Genomic DNA, 23,958 nt, shown 5'->3' with positions numbered 1-23,958 from the left:
CGCCGTTGCAGTGTCAATGGCAGTGGGAGGACCGGATGGATACCATCCTGGAAATGAAGAACATCACCAAGACTTTCCCGGGTGTGAAGGCACTTGATGATGTTAGTATTAAAGTCGAGCGCGGCGAAATTCATGCGCTTTGTGGCGAGAATGGTGCCGGCAAATCCACGCTGATGAAGGTGCTGAGCGGGGTCTATCCGCATGGTACCTATGAAGGTGACATCCTTTATGACGGCGGGGTGCAGGAATTCAAGGATATCCGCGACAGTGAAGATCGCGGGATTATCATCATCCATCAGGAGCTGGCCCTGGTGCCGCTTCTGTCGATTGCTGAAAATATCTTTCTGGGCAACGAGATCAGTGAAAACGGCGTTGTGAACTGGCCTGCGACGTTTGCGCGCACGGGCGAATTGCTGAAAAAAGTGGGTTTGAAAGAGAACCCGGCAACGCTTGTGACCAATATCGGGGTCGGTAAACAGCAGCTTGTTGAAATTGCCAAGGCGCTTTCAAAAAAGGTGAAGCTTCTGATTCTGGACGAGCCAACGGCAAGTCTTCAGGAAAATGACAGTCAGAAGTTGCTGGACCTTTTGCTGGAATTCAAGGCGCAGGGCATTACCTCGATCCTGATTTCGCATAAGCTTAACGAAATCAACCGGGTTGCAGACCGCATCACGATCATTCGTGATGGCAAGTCGATTTCGACCCTTGATGCACGTGGTGGCAATATTACCGAAGACGATATCGTCAAGGATATGGTCGGGCGTGATATGGCGCACCGCTATCCGGACCGCACGCCCAATATCGGTACCGAAAAGCTGATGGAGGTCCGCAATTGGTCGGCAACCCATCCGCTTCATCCCGAGCGCAAGGTTGTTGACAATGTCAATATCGACGTTGCTGCCGGCGAGGTTGTCGGGATCGCGGGTCTGATGGGGGCCGGACGAACCGAGCTTGCCATGAGCATCTTTGGCCAATCCTATGGCACCGATATTTCGGGCGAAGTTCTGATCAATGGCAAGCCTGTTGATGTATCGACCGTCGAGAAGGCGATTGCATCGGGCCTTGCCTACGTTACCGAAGACCGTAAGGAAATGGGGCTGATCCTTGAAGAAAGTATCACGACCAACATTACGCTGGCGAACTTGCCGGGTGTTTCGGAAAACGGTGTTCTCAATGACGGCGCAGAACGATCCGTTGCCGAGGAATATCGCAACAAGATCAACATTCGCACCCCGAATGTTGCGCAAAAGGTCATGAACCTCTCGGGTGGCAACCAGCAGAAAGTCGTTTTGTCCAAATGGCTGTTTGCTGCACCTGAAGTGCTCATTCTTGATGAGCCGACCCGCGGTATTGATGTCGGGGCGAAATACGAAATTTACACGATTATCAACCAACTGGCTGCCGACGGTAAGGGGGTCATCATGATCTCGTCGGAAATGCCGGAGCTTCTGGGCATGTGCGATCGCATCTACGTGATGAACGAAGGTGAGATCAAGGGGCAGCTTGCGGCAAAGGACGCAAGCCAGGAAGCAATCATGCGCATGATCCTGAAGGCGTGAGGAATAGACAATGACGGATACTGAAACCAAATCAATCGGCTACTATCTGCGCACCCACATTCGTGAATACGGCATGGTTGTTGCGCTGGTTGCCATTCTGGCCTTCTTCCAGGTTTTGACCGACGGCATCATGCTCAAGCCGGTCAACCTGACCAACTTGTTCCTGCAAAACAGCTATATCATCATCATGGCTGTTGGCATGTTGCTGGTGATTGTCGGCGGTAATATTGACCTGTCAGTCGGCTCTGTTGTCGGCTTTATCGGCGCGTTGGCCGCCGTGATGATTGTCAATTGGGATTTGCCGACGGTCCTTGTTATCCCGGTCTGCCTGATCGCGGGTGCGATCATTGGTGCGGCCCAAGGGTATTGGGTGGCCTATTGGCGTATTCCGTCCTTTATCGTGACACTGGCTGGCATGCTGGTGTTCAAGGGGCTGACGCTGGCCCTTTTGGGCGGGGCATCGGTTGGTCCGTTCCCCGACAGCTTCCAGGCAATGTCATCGGGCTTCATCCCCGACTTTCTTGGTGGTTTCATTGAGGGACGATTCAACGTCTTCTCCATGACGCTGGGTGTGGTTCTGGCAGCACTTCTGCCAATCCTTGGCCTGCGGTCGCGCGCCAAGCAGGCGAAGTTTGCCGCGGTTGAGGAACCGATGGCAGTGTTTGTCACCAAACATGCGGTTGCAGGGATTGCGATCCTGTTTGTGACCTATCTGCTTTCGACCTATCGCGGATTGCCGAACATTCTGGTGATCATGGCGGTTCTGATTGCGATCTTTACCTTCATCACCAACAGCACGACCTTGGGTCGTCGCATCTATGCGCTCGGCGGGAATGAAAAGGCCGCCAAGCTTTCAGGCATTAACACCAAGCGCCTGACCTTCTTCACCTTTGCCAATATGGGCATGCTTGCCGCGCTTGCGGGGCTGGTTTTTGCCGCACGTCTGAACACGGCAACGCCGAAAGCGGGCCTTGCGTTCGAGCTTGACGTGATCGCTGCTGTATTCATCGGTGGTGCATCGATGTCGGGTGGCGTAGGTAAAGTGATCGGTGCTGTGGTTGGCGCGCTGATCATGGGTGTCATGAATAACGGGATGTCGATTATCGGTGTCGGTATTGACTGGCAGCAGGTGATCAAGGGCCTTGTGCTTTTGGCGGCTGTGATCTTCGACGTCTACAACAAGAACAAGGCGTAACAACACGTTGACGCGGAACGATGCGCACCGGCCTCACACCAGTCGGTTTCCCTGACCGATTGCCGGTGCGTATCGTTCAATGTCCTGTGTGTGGCTGTACCAACCGCACATGACCGGATCCGTCACGATAATAAGTCAAAAAGGAAAACGGGCATGACGAAGTTCAAACCGGCTCCCTGGCCGCGTACCTTGCGGTCACAAGAAGGTTGGTTCGGCGGAACCAGCAAGGACAATATCTATCACCGCAGCTGGATGAAGAACCAGGGTCTGCCGTCGGATCTCTTTGATGGGCGACCGGTGATTGGCATTTGTAATACCTGGTCTGAACTGACCCCATGCAACGCCCATTTGCGTGATCTGGCCGAACGGGTCAAACACGGCATTTACGAAGCAGGTGGCCTGCCGCTTGAATTCCCGGTTTTCTCGACCGGTGAAAGCACGCTGCGTCCAACCGCAATGATGTTCCGTAACCTGGCTTCGATGGATGTCGAGGAAATGCTGCGCGGAACGCCACTTGACGGTGTTGTCCTGATGGTGGGTTGCGACAAAACCACGCCATCGCTTCTGATGGGGGCGGCCAGCGTTGATATCCCGGCGATTGTCGTCACCGGTGGTCCGATGCTGAACGGCAAATGGCGCGGTGAGGATATCGGATCGGGCACCTCTCTTTGGCAGCTTGCCGAGGCGCGCAAGGCCGGCAAGATCAGCACCGAAGATTTCCTTGAAGCCGAAATTGCCATGTCGCGATCCCCAGGGTCGTGTAACACCATGGGCACGGCCTCAACCATGGCCAGCATGGCCGAGGCGCTTGGCATGGCGCTTTCGGGCAATGCCGCGATCCCGGCTGTTGATAGCCGTCGTCGTGTAATGGCGCATGTGACGGGTCGTCGCATCGTTCAGATGGTCAAGGATGACCTCAAGCCGTCTGACGTTATGACCAAGGAGGCGTTCGAAAACGCCATTCGCGTCAATGGTGCGATTGGCGGATCGACGAACGCGGTGATCCATTTGTTGGCGATTGCCGGGCGTGTCGGTATTGACCTGTCCCTTGATGACTGGGATCGCTTGGGCAAGGATATCCCGACCATCGTCAACCTGCAGCCATCTGGCGACTACCTGATGGAGGAGTTCTTCTATTCCGGTGGTCTGCCTGTGGTGATCAAGGCGCTGGCCGAGGCAGGCAAGCTTCACAACGATGCCCTGACCGTCTCGGGTGAAACCATGTGGGATCAGGTCAAGGATGTGCGCAACTGGAACGAGGACGTCATTCGCCCGTTCGACAGGGCCCTGACCGAAAGCGGTGGCATTGCCGTGGTCAAGGGTAACCTTGCGCCCAATGGTGCGGTGATTAAGCCATCAGCTGCAACGCCCGAGCTTCTGACGCATCGCGGTCGCGCCGTGGTGTTTGAGGACATCGACGATTACAAGGCCAAGATTTATGACGAGGACCTTGATATCGATGAAACCTGCATCATGGTTCTGAAGAATTGTGGTCCGAAAGGTTATCCGGGCATGGCAGAGGTCGGCAATATGGGCCTGCCGCCCAAGGTGCTGCGCAAGGGCATCACGGACATGGTGCGGATTTCGGATGCGCGTATGAGCGGTACGGCCTATGGCACCGTTGTGCTTCATACCTCGCCGGAGGCTGCTGCCGGTGGCCCGTTGGCTGTCGTTAAGAATGGCGACATGATCGAGCTTGATGTGCCCAACCGTCGCCTGCATCTCGATATCAGCGATGAAGAACTGGCTCAGCGCCTGAAAGACTGGAAAAACAGCGTTCCGGTCCCGGAAAGCGGCTATGCCTCGCTTTACTACAAGTCGGTGATTGGTGCCGATCGCGGGGCAGACTTCGACTTCCTTGTCGGCCATCGTGGCAACGCAATTCCGAAGGATAGCCACTAGGGTACCCTAAGGCTAACCCAGATCGAAAATTTGAAGCCGGCTGGTGCAGATGCGTCAGCCGGCTTCTTTTTTCCGTGGGGCTTTGCGATTACTCGATAATCGCGCGGATCGCCGCAGGCAAGTCCTGATAAGCGGTTGCCACAGCATCCGCGCCAAGTGTGTTCGCACGGGTGTCATCGATTTCCATGGCAACGGCAATCACATGAATGCCAGCCGCGCGGGCGGCGTTTACGTCATTGGCGTGATCGCCGACCATGATGGCGGTGTCGGTTGATTTATCAAAGCCAAGCTGGCCCAACACAAAGTCAAGGAAACAGCCATCGGGTTTTTTGACCTCAAAGCTGTCGCCACCAGCGATGACGCTGAACAGGTCCGCGACACCAAGTTTGGTCAGGATTGCCTTGCACGGGGCTTCGGGTTTGTTCGATGCCAGCGCAATCGTCCAGCCATCTGATTTCAGTTGGCGCAGGACGGGTTCGGCATGTTCAAAAAGGCGGGTATAGGCGTAGTCGGTTTCGACATATCGCGCGTTGAAATCGACATTAAGCTCGTCAAGCATCGCATCCGTGGGCTCGGATCCGCGTGCGGCAAAGGCGCGTTTGGTCAGCATCCATGTGCCATCACCCAGCATGGCTTCAATATCATGACGAACAAGTGGCGCATGACCGTGGGCGGCCAGCAAATCATTCATTGCAAACAGGATGTCATCGACCCCGTCAATCAGGGTGCCATCAAGGTCGAACAGAATGAATTTGGCCATCGGGTGGGGCTCCTTGGATGTGAATTGGTGACAGTGGTGGCAAGTGCAGCATGGTTTATAGGAACTTAACGGAAACCGTGCCATTAACAATCGGTAACATCTGCTAACAGCCGGTAACAAAACGTGATTCTTTATGGGCTTTTGCTTGAAAAGAATATGTTCTAAGACTTGCTGCGAATTGGATTATTTGCATCACAACCATTGTGATAATGCTTTCAAAGGGGATGCTGCGAAACCGCAGCCAACAGGGTAATAGATGTCGCTTGAGCTAAGTGTTGTTGTTTTGGCCGCCGGTATGGGTACGCGCATGAAAAGCGCCTTGCCCAAAGTCATGCACAAAGTTGCCGGCAAGCCGATGGTCAATCACGTCATTGATACCGCAGCCCACCTGAAGGCGGCAAAGACCATGGTGGTTGTTGGCCCGGATATGCCCGACTTGATCAAGGCCGTTGCCCCGCATCCGACCTTTGAACAAACTGATCGTCTTGGCACGGCACACGCTGTTCTTGCCGCCAAGGATGGCTTGAAGGGCCTTACGGGCAATGTTCTGGTGCTCTATGCTGACAGCCCGCTTTTTACCGCTGAAACTCTGGCGCGCCTTGTTGCTGCGCGCGAAGAAAATGATCATGCCGTTGCGGTTCTGGGCTTCCGACCCGAAGACCCGACCGGTTATGGCCGTTTGGTAACAGATCAGAACGGCAACCTGACCGCGATTGTCGAGGACAAGGAATGCAACGACGCGCAGCGTCAGATCAATTTCTGCAATTCCGGGGTGATGTGTTTCAAGGCCGAGGACATGATCGCAACCCTTGAGGCGATTGATAACGCCAATGCCAAGGGTGAGTACTATTTGACCGACGCGGTCGAAGTTGCGCAGAAGAATGGTCAAAGCTGTGTTGCGGTCGAGGTCGATGAGGCAGAGACACTTGGTGTTAATTCCCGCACCCAGTTGGCGGTTGCCGAAGCCATCCTGCAAGATCGCCTGCGCGAGGCTGCGATGGCAGAGGGTGCTACCTTGGTTGATCCGGCATCCGTGTTCCTTAGTGCCGATACCAAACTTGGCCGGGATGTCATTGTTGAACCCAATGTGGTCTTCGGACCCGGCGTGACCGTGGGCGACAATGTTGTGATCAAGGCGTTCAGCCACCTTGAAAGCTGTGTAGTTGGCAATGGTGCCGATATCGGGCCTTATGCCCGCTTGCGACCGGGAGCAGAAATTGGTGCCGGTGCGCGGGTTGGCAACTTTGTTGAAATCAAGAAGGCCGTTGTTGAAGACGGGGCAAAGGTCAATCACCTGAGCTATATCGGTGATGCCCGTGTCGGCACCAAGGCCAATATCGGGGCCGGAACCATCACGTGCAACTATGACGGTTTCCGCAAACAGCATTCCGACATTGGGGCAGGGGCCTTTATCGGTTCGAACTCGTCGCTTGTCGCACCCGTCGAGATTGGCGATGGCGCGATTGTCGGCGCGGGCAGCACGATCACCGGCAAGGTCGAAGCGGACGCACTGACCCTGACAAGGGCCGAACGGATCGAGAAAAAGGGCTGGGCGGCCAAGTTTCGCGAAAAAATGCGCGAACTGACCGGCAAAAAGTAGCCCAAACAAAGATTTTTGAAATTGCCACTCGCCTCCGGGTGGCCTGAAGACACGCGATACAAAGCAGGAAGAAAACCAATATGTGCGGCATTATCGGGATTATCGGCAAAGACAGCGTCAGCGAGCGTATTCTTGAGGGGCTGAAGCGTCTTGAGTATCGCGGTTATGACAGTGCCGGGATTGCGACACTGGTCAATGGCCATATCGAACGCCGCCGTGCCGAAGGCAAACTGATCAATCTTGCAAATCGTTTGGCTGACGAACCGCTGGCGGGGGATGTCGGTATTGGTCATACCCGCTGGGCAACCCATGGTGTGCCGACTGAAAACAACGCCCATCCGCACACCGATGGCAAGGTTGCTGTTGTCCATAACGGCATCATTGAAAACTTCCAGGAAATCAAGGCGGAGCTGTCTGCCAAGGGAGGTGTGTTTGCCACCGACACCGACACCGAAGTGGTCGTGCATCTGGTGTCTGATTTCCTTGATCAGGGTAAGAGCCCGCGTGACGCGGTTGCCGCCACCCTGCATCGCATCGAAGGCGCCTTTGCCCTTGTGATCATGATTGCCGGTGAGCATGACGTGATCTTTGGGGCACGCCGTGGAACGCCGCTTGCCGTTGGTTTGGGCGAGGGCGAGATGTATCTCGGTTCCGATGCCATGGCGCTGTCCCACCTGACCAACAAACTTATCTATCTTGAAGAAGGCGACTGGGTCGAAATGACCCGTGAGAGCGTTCAGGTCCGCGATGAAAATGACGAAGACGTCATCCGCGAAACCAAGCTTTCGGCCGTTTCCGGTGCCATGATGGGCAAGGGCAACTACAATCACTTCATGCAGAAGGAAATCTTCGAACAGCCTGCAGTGATTGGCGATACCCTGCATGCTTTCATCAACCCGGCGACCCAGACGATCAAACTGCCCGACATGCCGTTTTCCTTTGCCGATGCAACGCGTTTGACGATTGTCGCCTGCGGCACGTCCTATTACGCCGGGCTGGTGGCAAAACACTGGATCGAACGTTATGCCGGTCTGGGGGTGGATGTCGACGTCGCATCCGAGTTCCGTTATCGCTGCCCGCCACTGCCGAAAGGCGGCGTCGCCCTGTTCATTTCGCAGTCGGGAGAGACGCTTGATACCCTGGCTGCCCTTCGGTATGCCAAATCCAAGGGCCAGAAGATCGTTTCCATCGTCAACGTGCCCGAAAGTACGATTGCGCGTGAAAGTGACGTGGTGCTTCTGACCTATGCCGGGCCTGAAATCGGGGTGGCCTCCACCAAGGCCTTTACGACACAGCTCACGGTTCTCGCCTGCCTTGCGGTGACCATCGGCCGTGAGAACGGAACCCTTGCCAAGGACGAGGAAGGCGCCATCGTCAGTGCGCTGACCGAAGTGCCAAAACACGCTGCCGAAGTCCTGCATCATGACGAGGCGCTTAAACAGCTCGCCCTTGATGTCGCCGACGCGCGCGATGTGCTTTATCTCGGCCGTGGTCTTGGTTACCCGATCGCGATGGAAGGGGCGCTTAAGCTCAAGGAAATTTCCTATATCCACGCCGAAGGCTATGCCGCTGGTGAAATGAAGCACGGCCCGATTGCCCTGATTGATCAGTCGGTTCCGATCATCGTCATTGCCCCGTCCGATGAGCTGTTTGAAAAAACCGCCTCAAACATGCAGGAAGCTGCCGCACGTGGTGGTCGTGTGATCTTTATCTCGGACGCGCCGGGGCTTGCCAAACTGGGCGATATGGCATCGGCCACGATCGAACTCCCCAAGGTCGCCGACTTCGTCGCACCGATCCTGTACACCATCCCGGTACAGATGCTGGCCTATCACGTTGCCGTTCACAAAGGCACCGACGTTGATCAGCCACGCAACCTCGCCAAATCGGTGACGGTCGAGTAACAGATAAAGACACTTACCAATGGAAATATAACAAGCCGGATGGGTCATCATCCGGCTTGCTTTGCTTTGTGGGTATCTCGGTGATCTTTATGCCTGCGCAGCTACATCATTTCCGACTGATCGAACGGCCTTTTCTCGTGCAGGTATTTGGAAAACCGCTCCATGAAGGGGGCGAATTCCGCTGCAAGGAAATGATAGAGCGGGCCGTCCTCAAGCAGTTCAATTTTGACCGGTATCCTGTCCTTGGCAAAGGCGCCTTCGGTAATCATCAGGTCAATCGTACTGTCCTCGGCAAGGAAGCGATCAAAGGTGCCTGAATTGTAATGCTGAATAATATCGTCAACGTCGTTATGGCCGCTTTTGCGGAGCATGTTTTTGTTCAGGTAATCTTCCTGCCATGCAATGCCAATCGTGTAGCCGATTGTGTCATCTGAATGCAGTTTGCTGCCAGGCATCCCCCACAGACTGCTGGTTACTGCGATTAACGGGATATCTGATCGAACATATGGTTTGGTGTAATGTGCCGCGCCAACAGGAAGCCTGAAGAGTTCGCCATCAATGCGACCATTATTGAATGCGACAAAACCTCTGCGTCCGGGAAGATCGATCAACTCAATCGGGCAGCCTAAATCTTCGTATATCCCGCTTAAGATGGTGGCGATATAATTTGATAGCCTGTCATTAATCACAATGCCCAATCGCTTCGGGCATTCATCCTTGGGTTGCGCATAAGAGAAGCTTGGCAGCAAAAGCGCGAAGCCAAGTGCCAGAATCTGAATAATGCGTGTGCCGGATGTCATCAGACTTGCTATTTCGTGTATGAATACAAAAACTTGTCTTCTCAATAGATTTGCGGTTTTACCATAATTGACAAGACTAACGGTGTGAAATTTTTGACCTGAACCAAGGGGCGGATCAATGCCGGATACGATGATAGCACGATGCATGCATTGGCGCCTCGGACAGGTTCTTGTTCTTTGCGCATTATTGCTGCTTGTCGGGTGCGCAACAGCTCGACAAACCCCCGATGACATCGCTACGCTGTCTTGTATTGAAAAGCTGCAGCTTGCCGATATTCAGGTGATTGGCAGCGACGTTCGAAACGCGTCTGTTGCAAAGGTCGAAGAGTACCCGTTTCTTCGGGCCAATCGAAACTCTGTTTTGATGGGGCAGCAGGTCGGGGCGGCGTTGGATCAAGATGACGAAGTATTGGCAAGTGAGCTGTTTGCTGATTGGGTGACGCAGATGCGTGTACTTGATCGAACTGCACGCGCCAGTGAAATGCGCAATTTGTCAGTCAAACCGGTTGTCACTGTTTCGGAGCAAGAGGCCTGTGCAAACAGCTTGGCGGGGGCCTTGCAGACTGACGATTTTGCACAACTGAGCGATGCTGTGTTCGTCCCCGATGACTATCTTGATTTCCAACGGGTTTCCGGTTTGTATCCCGTGACGGCTTTTCCCGCTTATTTCGGTTATGAAGCTTGGAAGAGGGATAATCTTCAAACTTTTACGCTGTCAGAGGACGACCTTCAGGAGTCCGGGGATTGGTTGATCTATGCGCCTTCTGGCGCCGGGGCCAAACCCGCGAACATCAAGGCTGTAAACATCAGCCAGGATAAATTCGGACGTTTGCTGCCCACGGCCTCAGAATTGGAAGCATTGGCGCAACAATACGCACCAAAACTTCGCATTGATACGAGAAGTGATAGTGACCTGATTGGTTTGCCCGCGCTTCAAAGCCGGGATGCGCGATCAGAGGTCGATCTATCAACGCCAGTCATGTTTTATCGGTTGTCGCATACCTATTTCGGGGGAGAATGGGTGCCCCAGATTGTTTATTCGGTGTGGTTTCCTGAGCGCCCCAAAGTCGGTTTCCTTGATATCCTTGCAGGTCATCTGGACGCGCTGATCTGGCGGGTCACACTAAACCGGGACGGAGTGCCGATCATGGCCGACAGTATCCATGGCTGCGGTTGTTACCATATGTTCTTCCCGACGAACGGCGTGAAGCGCCTCCATGCACCGGAAGACGACGACATCCGGGAAACGGCTGAAACCCCCGCAGGGTTCCTTGAATCGGAAACCCTGGCGCGACCTGTTCTTTGGATCGATGACACAAGTCATTATCTGCTTGCTGTTACGCAAGCTGACACGCAAGGAGAGCGGTCCTCCGCAATCCCCGTCGTGCTGCAACCCGAGCAGCATCTTACGAGCCTCCCGCTTGCGGATGGAACAGGATATGCCAGCCTTTATGACAAAGACGGCTTCATCCCCGGTACAGATCGGTTGGAGCGTTTTATCCTTTGGCCGATGGGGATTGCACGACCCGGCGCAATGCGCCAGTGGGGGCGTCACGCAACGGCCTTTGTCGGACGGCGTCACTTTGATGATCCTGTGATGTTGGGGCGCTATTTCGGTTTCCCAGCGCCTGATTAACCCGGCATAATGACCCTGCAACCAAAGGCCAGGATTCTGCCGTGACATTCCCCGATGCCATCAAGTCAGGTTTTCAAACTACGTCGTCTTTCAGGGCAGGGTATCGCGATCTGCCTTCTGGTAATGGCAGTTGTTGGTACTTGTCGGCGGGCTTGTTGCTGTCCTGTTTGACCGCTTTTTGTTTGCCATGTCGGGCGGTGGATTTATTGGTGTGGCCTTCCGAGGTGAAGCAGCGTTCCAATCCAATCTGAACTTTCACAGGGCGTGTCTCATCGTCAGTGGCTCGAGAAAGGTTGCATCGGGCCATTGGAAATGTTTTGATCCCGCGACATCAAAAAGCACGCAGTTTCATACTGCGCTGCAATGACGCGAGAACGGCAAAAATCGTGACATTTCCGCGTCTTTTTACATCTCCCTATTGACTTTGGACAGGTACTCCAATAAATGCTGTTAGCACTCGCCGGGGGTGAGTGCTAATACGGGCTCATCCCGGTTAGTCTTAGTTATTAACGAGCCTTAGCTTAAACACGGAGTTGTCTAAAATGAAGTTCCGTCCGCTGCATGATCGAGTGCTGGTACGTCGTGTCGAATCCGACACCAAAACTGCCGGTGGCATCATTATTCCGGATACCGCCAAAGAAAAACCGCAGGAAGGCGAAGTCGTCGCTGTAGGTTCTGGCGTTCGCAAAGACGATGGCTCGGTTGTAGCCCTCGACGTCAAAGCAGGTGACAAAGTCCTGTTTGGCAAATGGTCGGGCACCGAAGTCAAGGTTGACGGCGAAGAGCTGTTGATCATGAAAGAATCCGACATCATGGGCATCATGGAATAAGTCAGCCCTTTGGGTGACTTAAAATTCCACGTTCATCCGTCTCATAGAGAGGAAAGAATATTATGGCTGCTAAAGACGTAAAATTTTCCACCGATGCACGCGCAAAAATGCTGCGTGGCGTCGACATCCTGGCAGACGCTGTCAAGGTAACGCTTGGCCCGAAAGGCCGTAACGTTGTTATCGAAAAGTCCTTCGGCGCACCGCGCGTAACCAAGGACGGTGTTTCGGTCGCCAAAGAAATCGAACTGACCGACAAGTTCGAAAACATGGGCGCACAGATGGTTCGCGAAGTCGCGTCGAAAACCGCCGATCTGGCTGGTGACGGCACCACGACCGCAACCGTTCTGGCACAGGCCATCGTTCGTGAAGGCAACAAGTCTGTTGCTGCCGGCATGAACCCGATGGACCTTAAGCGCGGTATCGACCTTGCGACCAACAAAGTGATCGAATCGATTTCGAGCCGTGCACGTAAAGTTGCTGGCCGTGACGAAATCGCACAGGTTGGTAACATCTCGGCTAACGGTGACCGTGAAGTCGGCGACATGATCGCTGAAGCCATGGAAAAAGTTGGCAACGAAGGTGTTATCACCGTTGAGGAAGCAAAAGGCCTGCACACCGAACTCGACGTTGTCGAAGGCATGCAGTTCGACCGTGGTTACCTGTCTCCGTACTTCGTAACCAACCCGGAGAAAATGGTCGCAGAAATGGATGCTCCGTACATCCTGCTGTTCGACAAGAAAATCTCCTCGCTTCAGCCGATCCTTCCGCTGCTTGAGTCGGTCGTTCAGTCCGGCAAGCCGCTTCTGATCATTGCTGAAGACATCGAAGGCGAAGCACTGGCAACCCTGGTTGTCAACAAGCTGCGCGGTGGTCTGAAAATCGCTGCTGTTAAAGCACCGGGCTTCGGCGACCGTCGTAAAGCGATGCTCGAAGACATTGCCATCCTTACCGGTGGTCAGGTTGTCTCCGAAGATCTCGGCATCAAGCTGGAAAGCGTTACGCTTGACATGCTCGGTACCGCGAAATCGGTTACCATCACCAAAGAAGAAACCACCATCGTTGATGGTGCTGGTGAGAAAGCACAGATCGAAGCACGCGTTGGCCAGATCCGTGCCCAGATCGAAGAAACCACCTCTGACTACGATCGTGAAAAACTGCAGGAACGTCTTGCGAAACTCGCAGGCGGCGTTGCAGTGATCAAGATCGGTGGCGCTTCGGAAGTCGAAGTTAAAGAACGTAAAGACCGCGTCGACGATGCCCTGCACGCAACCCGCGCTGCTGTCGAAGAAGGCATTGTTGCTGGTGGTGGTACGGCTCTGCTGTACTCGGTTCACGCGCTCGAAGGTCTCGAAGGTGAAAACCACGACCAGACCATCGGTGTTGACATCGTTCGCCGTGCCCTGCAGGCACCGGTTCGCCAGATCGCCCAGAACGCGGGTGTTGACGGTGCGGTTGTCGCAGGCAAGCTGCTTGAGCAGGACGACGTTGAATACGGTTATGACGCTCAGAAGGGCGAATACACCAACCTCGTTAAAGCTGGCATCATCGACCCGGCCAAAGTTGTTCGTACTGCCCTGCAGGACGCAGCATCGGTCGCAGGTCTGCTGATCACCACCGAATGCATGATCGCCGAGAAGCCGGAAGACAAACCGGCAGCCGGTGGCGCGCCTGACATGGGCGGCATGGGTGGTATGGGCGGCATGGGTGGCATGGGCTTCTAAGCCTTACCAACCAACCGACCAAGCACTACGAGAAGGGCTCCGCATTTGCGGAGCCCTTTTTGTTTTGGGTACTAATTTGACTAGATGTGTTTTGCGCTTATGCAAGGCAGCTTTGATTGCGGCCGCGTTCCTTGGCCTGATACAGCGCATGGTCAGCACGCCTGAGCACGTCTTCGGGCATTTCGCCGCCTTGATAACAGGCAATGCCGGCACTGATCGTCACCGGGATTTCTAATTCGCCGACTGTGGTTGTCGATTTTTCGATCCGCTCGCGGATACGTTCGGCGACAAAGCGGGCGGCTTTGCCATCCGTATCGGGAAGGAGAACAACAAATTCCTCACCCCCCAATCGGAAGAACAATTTTTCCTCTTCAAAGCGCAGGGTGTTGTACGCCGTTCTGGTCACGTGCTGCAGAACCAGGTCACCGGTACTGTGCCCATAGCTGTCGTTGACATGCTTGAAGTGGTCGATATCGAGCATCACCAGCGAATACGGTTCCCCGCCACGACTGGTTTTGGCATGAATGCGTGCGATGCGGTCTTCAAAGGCCGTTCGGTTAAGAAGGCCAGTGAGCGGATCATGAAATGCCTCGAATTCCAGGTTAAGGTTGCGCAGTTTCTGACGATGAATGTTCTTGAGCAAACCGATCACCCGGACCGGCTTGTTAAAACGGTCACGTTCGGTCACCGAGCAAGTGTGGGAAAACCATTCCCAGGCATCGCTTTTGCCAATCTGGATCCGGGCGTCGACTTCGAACGACGGCGTGAGGCCGTCGAGATGTGCGTTCAGTGCCAAATTGAAGGCATGACGATCATCTGAGTGAATGCGTTGACGCAAGTTGTCCACGTCGATTTGTTTGTCGTCCTTGTCAATATCGAGCAACCGATAGAAACTATCCGAGAAATAGCCGCGTTTCTCGGCAATGTTCCAATCCCAAAGGCCCTGGCCCGCGGTATCGAGTGCGAACTGCAAGCGTTGATCAAGGGCGCGGCGTCTTCGTTCGCTGTTGCGTTTTGCCTGCCGGTCAAGCCAGATGCGAAGAAGCAGGACTCCTGAAACCGCGACAATAATGATCGAGGCAATGATCGCGTTGCGGCGGGTCGAATGATAGGCCTCAAAAAAGCGGTTGGTTGAGATCTGCAGATATACCGTAAGGGGCAGGTCGGGCAGATTGGCGTGTGCCAGCACGATATTATCGCTGATCTGCGCCACTTCGGCATGCAGGGTTTCATTGCCGTCGTCGGGATGCCAGTATTCGGTTTCTTCCGCTGCGCCAAGCCAGTCAGTCACTGTATCGGCCAGTGCATACTGGTTCGTCAGGATGTTGCCGCTGTTTGCCCCCGCGACGCGAATTTTTGCCTCTGTCAGGAACTTCTCAAGTGGGGTGTTCTCATAGGGGCTGCCGACCGTCACCAGAATGATGACAACGCCAGCAAAGCTGCCATCGTCACGCCAGATGCCACGTTCGGTCGCAATTTCATCGGCTTTAAGGCCCAGTTCCCCGGACTGCAAAAAGGCTGGTTCAACCCATGCATCCCGATGACGTGACAGGATGGCATCGGTATCAAGCATCTGTTCCGCGATGTTCTGGAAGGTGAAGCTTTCGGAAACTTCGCCGGTTTCAAGGATATGAATGAAACCGGTGATGTCGCTGTCATTCTGAACAATTGCTGTCATTTGCTTTTTAAGCGGGACGGGCATCGTATCGGTGTCTGAAAGCCTGCGTGTTGCGATCAGCGCGATATTGTCCGCCTTGGTCAGGATCGCCGACAGGCTATCGGCATAGGTCGATATGCCGAACGCGGCGGTATCAAGTGCCTTTTGCGACGCAATGAGATGTTCCTTAACCGTTTGATTGGCAAGCATGAACAGAACGCCCAGCAGCAACCCGATTGACAGAAAGATGCTGAGGAACTCTTCGCCAAGAATCTGGCGCCATTCATGATGTTTACGACGGGCAGGAGACACGATCAGTCGCCCCCGTGCTGTGCAAGGATTTCAAGCATCTTGTTCGAAATGCCGATTTCGCGGGCCATTTCGTCCTGGCGACTTGCCAGACCGCGCCGAACAGACTCACGTTCCTGATTGCTGGGAGCGGTGATTTTAATGCCGTGTTCACGCAGCAGTGCCATTGAGGATTCCTGATGGCTTACGGCGCGTTCTCGGCCATCCGAAATCATATCCTCCCAGCTGTCGGTAAGGACCTTGCGCTGGGGTTCGGACAGGCGTCTCCAGATGTCGCCGGAAATCAGCGGTACATAGAACGGATAGTAGGAATGGCTAAGGAACGCATGCGTCAGGCCATGTTCCCACAAGGACGCGCTGACGACCGTGCTGCTGGTGGTCAGCAAACCGTCAATCTCGCCGCGATCAAGTGCATCGGGAACATTGGGCCAGGGGATCAGCACCGGTTCCGCGCCAAGGGCAGCAAGGCGCAGTGCATTTGCATCCCCGCCCGCATAACGGATGCGAAGTCCCTTAAGGTCGTCAAAGCGGCGAATGACTTTCTTGCGGGTGAAAATATGCGCTGGGCCAAGGTCAAGCCATTTGCCGATCACCTTGACATTCAATTGCGTTTCGAGGGAATCCTCAAGCGCTTCTCCGACCGTGCCATCAACAAATCTGCGAACATCTTGCGCCTCAAGCCCCATGAAATCTGGCAGCAATAGTGCATTCAGGTCGCTGCTATATTGGCCCAGATGCCAGATACCCGGCGCTGCAATCGCGACACGGGTGCTTGAAACGGCTTCGGCGACTTCACGGTCGCTAAATGCCCGGGCTGAATGGACGACGTCAAAATGATGTTCGGAAATTTCCGCGTTCAGCGCGGCCGCATATCTCTGCAGAACCTGCGTTTGAAAGTGAGAGGGTGTATTTTCGGTCGATATCTGGATGTCTGCTGCGAACGCGGGCATCGCCATAAGGACAAGAACCGCTAGCGTCTTAAGGATGGTTCCGGGCATTGAAGGTAACTCGCCATGCATCGCAGGGCCGGGATATGGCCCTGCTGATTTAGAATCGTTCTTTAATGGCGCGAAACTATCTGTGGCGTAGGAGGGCTGCCTTGATGCAAGTCAACAAACCTATGCTTTGGGTTAGTTTTATGCTCTAAAAGTAGAGGTTCCTTCAGCCGAAAAGCTTTTTCAGGTTCCGGGGCTGGCAGCGCAGGTATTGCGGGGCAGCCTTGACTTCTGCGCCCAGCGTTGCGGCGGCATGCCATGGCCAGCGCGGATCATACAGAATGCCGCGGGCAAGGGCGATGGCATCAGCCTGGCCGGTAAATGTAATGGCTTCGGCTTGTTCTGCTTCGGTGATCAGGCCAACGGCAATGGTTGTCAGGTTGGTTTCGGATTTGATCCGAGCCGCAAACGGCACCTGATAATTCGGGCCAAGCGCGATTTTCTGATCGATATGCAACCCGCCGGAGGACACATCAATAAAGTCACATCCGCGCGCATCAAGCAGTTTGGCAAGTTCAACGCTTTGATCAATGTCCCAGCCATCTTCAACCCAGTCGGTTGCTGAAATGCGAATACCAACTGGATAGCTGTTCCCAACTGCCGCACGAATGGCGTCATAGATTTCCAGAACAAGTCGGGTCCGGTTTTCAAAAGAACCGCCATATTCGTCTTCACGCTTGTTGGCGTGTGGCGACAGGAACTGGTGCAACAAATAGCCATGTGCGGCGTGGATTTCGATGGCCTCAAATCCAAGGCGAACAGAACGTTCTGCACTTTCGACAAAGGCCGAAACGATTTCTGCGATGCGTGATTTTGAAAGTGCCTCGGGAATCGGGTCGCCGTCCTTGAACGGGACAGCCGATGGCGCGACGATTTGCCAGCCGTTGGGATGACCGGGATCAATCGCAGCGCCACCATCCCATGGCTTCTCGCAGGATGCTTTGCGCCCCGCATGCGCAAGCTGGATGGCAACCGGCATGTCGGAATGACTGCGCACAGCAGAAAGGGTTTCGGCAAGAGCGGCTTCTGTTTCATCATCCCATAGACCGACATCGCCATAGGTAATGCGGCCTTCGGGTTCGACGGCTGTGGCTTCTATGATCAGAAGTCCGGCACCGGACTGCGCCAGATTGCCAAGGTGCATCGCATGCCAAGGGGATGTTTTGCCGTCTTGGGCCGAATACTGGCACATCGGGGCGATAATGATCCGGTTATCAAGTTCAAGTGACCCCAGTGTCAGGGGAGTGAAAAGTGTGCTCATCGGACGGTTCCTTGGATTTGGGAAGTGGGCAATGCCCGACTGTCTATGCGCCGAGGCTACCGTGCAGTGCGCAAGTGCGCCAGTCGGAAGCCTGATTATTTCAACAGGTGGAATGACTTGTTTGGCTGTCTGCAAAAAGTGCGAAAAAATTCAAAAAAATGAATAGGGACACTTGCGGAAATTTTTGCCCGATCTATCTCAAGGTTGGAACGGGGCATGGTGCCCCGATACGCGCCAAGGTTGCAGCCTGGTCTGGACTGATGGCGCAAGATTGCTCGTCTGTAATGGAGGGTACTATCATGACTGGTCTTCAGACTCTTAATGGATCCCGTCGTCTGGCTTCGACCCCGACATATGGTGATCCTTTCACCCTTATTTCCCGTGATGTCGATCGTATGATCGGTTCGATTTTTGGTGGCCACTCTGCGGCACCGACCGAGGGCGCCGAACCGGCCCAAACGTGGCTGAGCCCGCAGATCGACATCTATGACGGCGAAGATCACTTTGAACTGTCCGCCGAACTTCCTGGCGTGGAGCAGGACGATGTCGATGTCGAAGTTCTCGACGGCGTTCTGACCATCACCGGTGAAAAGAAATTCACCCGTGAAAGCAAGGATGGCGCCCATGTTGTCGAACGCAGCTTTGGCAGCTTCAAGCGGTCATTCCGCCTGAATGATACCATTGACGCGGACAACATTACCGCATCCTTCAAAAATGGTGTTCTGGTACTGACTCTCCCAAAAGTAGCAGAACAGAAGCCTGAGCCGCGCAAGATTGCGGTCTCTGGCTAAGAACTTTCTCTCCTCCCTGAGAAAGCTTGTCCCCTGATAGACTGACGGGCGGTTTTACCGCCCGTCTTTTTTTATGTGGTTCTCACATGTGTGGTCACACGGCGTCTTTGAAGAGTTCATCTTTAAAGGCAACAGGAGAACCACGATGAGTAGCGCACTGGCACAGCTGGCAAACGATTACGCCGCCGCATACAAGGCAGATATGGCGTCTTTCAGGACAAAGGACCAAGCCGAGAAGATTTGCGCAATCGCTGAGCGTGTCGCTCAAAGCTGTTCAGATTTGCAAACAGGCGCCAAATCTGTTGCCTCAGCCAAGAGCGATATCCGTGGTGCCCTTGTCGTCGGCGAGGCCATCGCAAATAAGCTGGCCAAAGAAGACGACGCATGGATTGCCAGACAGGCAACGATTAGCCAGGCCGATTGGCAAAGAAAAGCCCGACAGCAACAGGCAGAGGATCAGAAGCTACTCACAAATCTTGGTGCGGTGACATCGCAACTTGGGAAAGGGAGTGAAGCCGATCCGGTCTATGATCAGCTTGTTGACGGGTTCGAGGATATGCTTAGCTCCGAGGACGAACTGATCGCCTAGCACACACGCGCTAGCGCTATTCAAGGGCCTTTTGTTGGAGATCAAAAGGCCCTTTGGGCTTTCGTTTCCAGTTCATTATGCAGGAGTTGGAAGTGCCTTGTGCGTGCCAGCAAGGTTTTTGGTCGTCCACCATTTTTGCAGGCGGTCAGCAAGCGGTTTGTTGTCGGATGAAACCCATTGGTTGAGCTTCAACTGAAGATAGGTGAATTGTCCGCCAGCGTCATAGCCATCACCCGCCCAGTCTCGACTGACCTCAATTGCACCAATTACATCCTTGTAGGAGACATTAAGAACGGCCAGTTCCTGTGCATACAGGTTTTGCCGCGCCATATCTCTTTCGGTTGCGCCGAATTTTGCGGCGTCGCCACTGACTTTGTGTTGAATAGAATATGTCGGGCACCAATAGCCACGTAATCGCACACAATAGACCCAGGTTTTTGCATCGGGTGCGGGCAGGTTGGGAACCTTCGGCGGGAACAGCGCGCCTATTTCATGCGTACCAGAAAGGCAAACCGCCGTGTAATGGGCAAGGTCCTGATCGCCCTTGCGATAAATAATGGCAGGTGTCGACGGGGACGTGCCACGCCGGGAAAAGCCGTGGCCAAAAATTTGGTCTGGTTGGCGGGTATCGCCGCGCCACGCAAAAAGGGTGCGCGTGCTTTTGTCTGCATTGCGCTTAAGGTCGGGCGGAACCCAAAGGTAATCGACATAAGCGAACGCAGCTTTGGCGTTTGACATCAGTGCCCAGAAATCATCAGCGCAGTTCGTGCCGTACACTTTCTGCTGCTGACCAGAATTCTCAAGATCTAGATTTTCGACATAGAGTTCTATTCCGCCGATCTTTTCAGTTGTCATGACTGCCTCGTTTAACGCGCAAAGTTGCTTGTTGACGGGGAAGTCATGTTGCTGTGAGCAACTGTTAAACCGGATGCGAGAAATCTTTAGCGATGGCTTCGCCTAGCGCCCGACATACCCACTGCAGTGATTAAGCGGCATGTCGAACAGGCCTGTTTCATCAAAGCGCGCCAGTGCGTCTGTCCAGGGTGTAAGGTCGATGTTCTGTGCCTTGAGCCAGTCGGGATTGTAATAGGTATCGCAATAACGATCCCCGCCATCACACAGCAGGGTGACCACCGACCCGGTCTGTCCGGCGGTTTTCATCTCCGAGATCAGCGACAGGGTTGCAATCAGGTTGGTCCCGGTTGAGCCGCCACAGCGTCGGCCAAGATGCTTTTCAAGGTAATAAAGCGCTGCAAAGCTTGCCGCATCCGGGATACGATACATGCGATCCACAACGGTCGGGTTGAAGCTGGGCTCAACGCGCGGGCGGCCAATGCCTTCGACCCGTGATCCCTTGCTGTTGGTGACCGAACAATCACCTGTTTCATAACCATCATAGAAAACCGAGTTTTCAGGGTCGGCGACGCAAAGTTCGCACCCCTGGCCCAAGCTTCGGCCATAGCGGATATAGCGCCCGATGGTCGATGATGTACCGCCCGTTCCGGCACCGACAACAATCCAGCGTGGAATGGGGTGGGGTTCGCGTTTGAGCTGATCAAAGATACTTTCGGCGATGTTGTTGTTGCCCCGCCAGTCGGTCGCACGTTCGGCATAGGTGAACTGGTCCATGTAATGGCCACCCAGTTCGCGCGCCAGACGCTGGGATTCCTCGTAAATCTGGCCGCTATGGTCAACCAGATGGCTTTCGCCGCCATAAAAGGCGATTTGATCAATCTTCTGCTGGGATGTCGATTTCGGCATGACGGCAATAAAACGCAAACCAAGAAGCCGTGCGAAATAGGCCTCTGACACGGCGGTCGAGCCACTTGATGCTTCGATGATCGGCGTGTCCTTGGTGATCCAGCCGTTGCAAAGCCCATACAGAAACAGGGATCTTGCCAGACGGTGTTTGAGGCTGCCCGACGGATGAGTCGATTCATCTTTAAGATACAGGCCGATATCACCAAGCTTTGGCAGATCAAGGCGAATCAGATGGGTGTCGGCAGACCTGTTGAAATCGGCTTCAATCGTGCTGATGGCATCCGCCACCCATTGGCGATCATAGGGCATAAAACATCCTGACGTCGGTTTGGATCATTATGGTGCGTTGTGGGGCTGGCCCTTTGTTGGCATCTGTTTAGGTCAATATAATACAAAAAACGACAGTAAAATTGTGTCGATACATTCTGTGCAGATCTGTCAGGTTCATGTCGATTTTCAACAGATTGGGCTTGATAACACTTTTTTCAAAGCTAACCTCTATTATACAAGGTTCTCGATTCTTTCGATTTGACTGGATGGCTCGCAAATCATGGCTGACGACGATAAGGATCCGTTTAGCGTACGCATGGGTGCCTCGGACATCGGGGCGGCTTATGATGTGCCTGTGCGCGTATCAACGGTGATTGGCAAAAGCCAGATTCAGGTCGCACAACTGATGCGCCTGACCCGCGGTGCCGTGCTTGAACTGGACCGCCGTGTGGGGGAGCCGGTTGATATCTATGTCAATAACCGGCTGGTAGCACGTGGTGAGCTGGTTGTTGTTGATGAAAATCTGGGTGTGACGATTACCGAGGTTGTCAAAAGCGGTATGGTCATCGAGACGCACCACTAATACCTGCCAAGTGCAAAATCAGATAGCTTTTCCCGACCTAAAGCAGGCTTTCGGCCGCAAGGCGTTTATCCACCCGTGCGATTTCTTCGGGGCGCAGACGCGGTTCAAGTGCGGCAATCGCGGCTTGTGGGTCAAGTGGTTCTTCTTCGCCAGCACCAAGCGGGAAGGTGATGGTGCCGCGTGCTGCACGTCTTAGCCAGTAATACGCATCGGCATAATTCTGTTTCACGCCCCAGCCGCGTTCAAGCAAGGCGCCATACATGAACTGCCCGGCATGCATGTTCTCCTGTGCGGCTATTTCAAAATAGTGGGCTGCCTCGACAAAGTTCTGCCGTGCCCCGCGGCCATGAAAATACTGCTCCCCGATCATATAGGCCGCATTGCCGTTATGCGGATCAATCCGCAATGCGCGTTTGAAGTATTTCGTGGCCTGAAAATGGTCATAAGACAGGCCATAACCATTGAAATGCATCAGGCCAAGGTAATAGGTCGCCCCGCCATGATTGGCTCTGGCCGCCTTTTTGAACCAATTGGCGGCCATCCCGTATTCCGGTTTGCCCAGATCGCCACGGAAATACATCAGGCCCAGGGCATATTGCGCGTAAGGATCGTCTTCCGCTGCTGCCAGCTTCCAGAATGACTGTGCGCGCTGATAATCACCCGCCTGATAGGCATAATAGCCGTTTTGATATTCCTTGCTCATGCTGGCAGCCTGGCCTGCCGCCGGGGGCAGCAGCACAGATGCAAACAGGATCAGGGCGAAGATGGGGCGTCGGCCGGAACGGTGGGCCGATGGGGGACGCGTCACGTTATGGAACCATCAGGAATTTGTTTTAAAGAGGGGCACGACCTTGCGGGCGCGTTTTTCGATCGCATCCAGCACACTGGTGATATCAGAGCTTTGCTTGATGCGCTCGCCACTGTGCAGGGCCAGATATTGTCCTGCGTTTTTGTGTTCGTTGCTGAGTTTGATAACCGTGAATAGAGGTGTTTCGTGGGTGGAGCGAAAGATCGAAAACATCGCCATCCCGTCGAGATGGTCAATGGCATAATCCTTCCACGCGCCGCTGGCAACCTGTCGGGAATAGGTATTCATGAGTTTCATGAGTTCAGTCCGGTCAAAATGAACAAAGCTCTTGGCTTTGCGGTATTTGGCCAAATCGAACAATGTTCCCATGAGGTGCTCCGCCAGCGTGTGTCCGTGGTCATCCTTCACCGTGACGGCAACATGACAACCATGTGACACGGTAGCGCGGATTGACCGATGCCTCAAGTTTCAATGGATGAAAAACAGGGTGCCAGAAGGCGGTATTTACAAGCTGCGCGAACGGGTTGGCGGCCAGTCGACCGTCTGCGATCCGGTGTTATAGGGATCTGGCGTGCGATAGCAACTCACAGCCGCAAGCGAGCGATAGCAATAAAGCGGGGTTTCCGGGACCGGATCCTTTTTACAATAAGACTTGCCGTCGATTTTGCGGATGGTTGAGCAATCCTGACCGGTTGAAAGCGAGACCGCGTGGTCAATAAGGGTCTTGTCGGAGTTGACGATGCTGATCACGTCAAAGGCAAGGTACCACTCGCCGCCGGTAAAGATGCTGGTGCCGACAATGTCAGACATCGTCGTGCTGCATCCCGAAACAGCGGACCCCATGACAGCAGCAAACAGCCCGGCCAGAATACGCTGTCGGATGAGGCGCCGTTTGGATGGGCGGTTATGAGCAATCTCGCGACGTTTCATTGTTGTCTCCGTCCGCACATCGGCAATTATGACCGATGACAAGTTCAAATCTGTTCCCTTGCCCCATACATAAGCAAGCCCTGTGCCGGACTGTGCC

General features: G+C 54.2%; 21 protein-coding genes. 11 read left to right on the top strand and 10 right to left on the bottom strand.

All coding sequences use genetic code 11. The annotated features are described in order from the left end of the window. The first annotated feature begins 35 nt into the window (after nt 1-35). The 3 genes from mmsA to araD all read left to right on the top strand — a co-directional run bounded on the left by mmsA (nt 36) and on the right by araD (nt 4,656). Nucleotides 36-1,559, top strand: coding sequence for a multiple monosaccharide ABC transporter ATP-binding protein (mmsA, locus tag AUQ43_RS17075; protein WP_062957517.1), 1,524 nt, complete (start codon nt 36-38; stop codon nt 1,557-1,559). Between the two features lie 10 nt (nt 1,560-1,569). After that, complete coding sequence (gene mmsB, locus AUQ43_RS17070) at nt 1,570-2,754, top strand: multiple monosaccharide ABC transporter permease (RefSeq protein ID WP_062957516.1); 1,185 nt, start codon at nt 1,570-1,572, stop codon at nt 2,752-2,754. 153 nt (nt 2,755-2,907) lie between these two features. Continuing rightward, nucleotides 2,908-4,656, top strand: coding sequence for an L-arabinonate dehydratase (araD, locus tag AUQ43_RS17065; RefSeq protein ID WP_062957515.1), 1,749 nt, complete (start codon nt 2,908-2,910; stop codon nt 4,654-4,656). 88 nt (nt 4,657-4,744) lie between these two features. Here araD and AUQ43_RS17060 read toward each other — a convergent pair whose 3' ends face one another. After that, nucleotides 4,745-5,416: an HAD family hydrolase gene (locus AUQ43_RS17060; RefSeq protein WP_062957514.1), complete on the bottom strand. Its 672-nt coding sequence runs from the start codon at nt 5,414-5,416 to the stop codon at nt 4,745-4,747. Nucleotides 5,417-5,672: 256 nt separating this feature from the next. Here AUQ43_RS17060 and glmU point away from each other — a divergent pair, with 256 nt between their 5' ends. Both glmU and glmS read left to right on the top strand, forming a co-directional pair. Next, nucleotides 5,673-7,016, top strand: a complete 1,344-nt coding sequence (gene glmU / locus AUQ43_RS17055) for a bifunctional UDP-N-acetylglucosamine diphosphorylase/glucosamine-1-phosphate N-acetyltransferase GlmU (protein ID WP_062957513.1) — start codon at nt 5,673-5,675, stop codon at nt 7,014-7,016. A gap of 80 nt (nt 7,017-7,096) precedes the next feature. Next, nucleotides 7,097-8,920, top strand: a complete 1,824-nt coding sequence (gene glmS, locus AUQ43_RS17050) for a glutamine--fructose-6-phosphate transaminase (isomerizing) (RefSeq protein WP_062957512.1) — start codon at nt 7,097-7,099, stop codon at nt 8,918-8,920. Nucleotides 8,921-9,021: 101 nt separating this feature from the next. Here glmS and AUQ43_RS17045 read toward each other — a convergent pair whose 3' ends face one another. Next, nucleotides 9,022-9,867, bottom strand: coding sequence for a hypothetical protein (locus AUQ43_RS17045; protein ID WP_114129885.1), 846 nt, complete (start codon nt 9,865-9,867; stop codon nt 9,022-9,024). Between AUQ43_RS17045 and AUQ43_RS17040 the strand changes: the two genes are divergently transcribed. The 3 genes from AUQ43_RS17040 to groL all read left to right on the top strand — a co-directional run bounded on the left by AUQ43_RS17040 (nt 9,866) and on the right by groL (nt 13,907). After that, on the top strand, nt 9,866-11,356 hold the full coding sequence (locus AUQ43_RS17040; RefSeq protein WP_062957510.1) for a hypothetical protein: 1,491 nt from the start codon (nt 9,866-9,868) through the stop codon (nt 11,354-11,356). The two genes, AUQ43_RS17045 and AUQ43_RS17040, sit on opposite strands and share 2 nt — an antisense overlap. Nucleotides 11,357-11,898: 542 nt before the next feature. Beyond that, nucleotides 11,899-12,186 carry a co-chaperone GroES gene (gene groES / locus AUQ43_RS17030; RefSeq protein WP_062957508.1) on the top strand — a complete coding sequence of 96 codons (288 nt, stop codon included), beginning with the start codon at nt 11,899-11,901 and terminating at the stop codon, nt 12,184-12,186. Between the two features lie 62 nt (nt 12,187-12,248). Further along, the gene (gene groL, locus AUQ43_RS17025; RefSeq protein WP_062957507.1) at nt 12,249-13,907 is read left to right on the top strand and encodes a chaperonin GroEL; all 1,659 of its coding nucleotides are present in this window, start codon (nt 12,249-12,251) and stop codon (nt 13,905-13,907) included. Nucleotides 13,908-14,004: 97 nt separating this feature from the next. Here the strand turns inward: groL and AUQ43_RS17020 are convergent, their stop codons facing one another. From AUQ43_RS17020 to AUQ43_RS17010, 3 genes are all read right to left on the bottom strand, one after another. Next, nucleotides 14,005-15,876 (bottom strand): sensor domain-containing diguanylate cyclase, encoded by a 1,872-nt coding sequence (locus tag AUQ43_RS17020; RefSeq protein ID WP_062957506.1) that lies wholly within the window; start codon nt 15,874-15,876, stop codon nt 14,005-14,007. Between the two features lie 2 nt (nt 15,877-15,878). Then, on the bottom strand, nt 15,879-16,871 hold the full coding sequence (gene dctP, locus AUQ43_RS17015) for a TRAP transporter substrate-binding protein DctP (protein ID WP_062957505.1): 993 nt from the start codon (nt 16,869-16,871) through the stop codon (nt 15,879-15,881). Between the two features lie 163 nt (nt 16,872-17,034). After that, nucleotides 17,035-18,129: an NADH:flavin oxidoreductase/NADH oxidase gene (locus AUQ43_RS17010; RefSeq protein WP_062957504.1), complete on the bottom strand. Its 1,095-nt coding sequence runs from the start codon at nt 18,127-18,129 to the stop codon at nt 17,035-17,037. Nucleotides 18,130-18,428: 299 nt separating this feature from the next. Here AUQ43_RS17010 and AUQ43_RS17005 point away from each other — a divergent pair, with 299 nt between their 5' ends. Beyond that, nucleotides 18,429-18,920, top strand: coding sequence for an Hsp20/alpha crystallin family protein (locus AUQ43_RS17005; RefSeq protein WP_062957503.1), 492 nt, complete (start codon nt 18,429-18,431; stop codon nt 18,918-18,920). A 145-nt stretch (nt 18,921-19,065) separates the two neighbouring features. Next, nucleotides 19,066-19,509: a hypothetical protein gene (locus tag AUQ43_RS17000; protein WP_114129887.1), complete on the top strand. Its 444-nt coding sequence runs from the start codon at nt 19,066-19,068 to the stop codon at nt 19,507-19,509. Between the two features lie 75 nt (nt 19,510-19,584). On the opposite strand, the gene AUQ43_RS16995 is transcribed toward AUQ43_RS17000, so the two are convergent. Then, nucleotides 19,585-20,364 carry a hypothetical protein gene (locus AUQ43_RS16995; protein WP_062957501.1) on the bottom strand — a complete coding sequence of 260 codons (780 nt, stop codon included), beginning with the start codon at nt 20,362-20,364 and terminating at the stop codon, nt 19,585-19,587. A gap of 102 nt (nt 20,365-20,466) precedes the next feature. Beyond that, entirely contained in the window at nt 20,467-21,579 is a 1,113-nt protein-coding gene (locus AUQ43_RS16990; RefSeq protein WP_062957500.1) for a PLP-dependent cysteine synthase family protein, read from the bottom strand. A 241-nt stretch (nt 21,580-21,820) separates the two neighbouring features. Between AUQ43_RS16990 and fliN the strand changes: the two genes are divergently transcribed. Beyond that, complete coding sequence (gene fliN / locus AUQ43_RS16985; RefSeq protein ID WP_040823589.1) at nt 21,821-22,123, top strand: flagellar motor switch protein FliN; 303 nt, start codon at nt 21,821-21,823, stop codon at nt 22,121-22,123. A gap of 37 nt (nt 22,124-22,160) precedes the next feature. On the opposite strand, the gene AUQ43_RS16980 is transcribed toward fliN, so the two are convergent. From AUQ43_RS16980 to AUQ43_RS16970, 3 genes are all read right to left on the bottom strand, one after another. After that, entirely contained in the window at nt 22,161-22,826 is a 666-nt protein-coding gene (locus AUQ43_RS16980; RefSeq protein ID WP_062957599.1) for a tetratricopeptide repeat protein, read from the bottom strand. A 117-nt stretch (nt 22,827-22,943) separates the two neighbouring features. Next, complete coding sequence (locus AUQ43_RS16975; RefSeq protein WP_232310725.1) at nt 22,944-23,339, bottom strand: DUF2794 domain-containing protein; 396 nt, start codon at nt 23,337-23,339, stop codon at nt 22,944-22,946. Between the two features lie 96 nt (nt 23,340-23,435). Beyond that, nucleotides 23,436-23,861: a hypothetical protein gene (locus tag AUQ43_RS16970; RefSeq protein ID WP_062957499.1), complete on the bottom strand. Its 426-nt coding sequence runs from the start codon at nt 23,859-23,861 to the stop codon at nt 23,436-23,438. Nucleotides 23,862-23,958 lie beyond the last annotated feature (97 nt).

It is taken from the genome of Thalassospira sp. MCCC 1A01148 (assembly GCF_001613795.1).
Classification (GTDB): domain Bacteria; phylum Pseudomonadota; class Alphaproteobacteria; order Rhodospirillales; family Thalassospiraceae; genus Thalassospira.
This window is presented reverse-complemented; position numbering and strand designations above follow the sequence as displayed.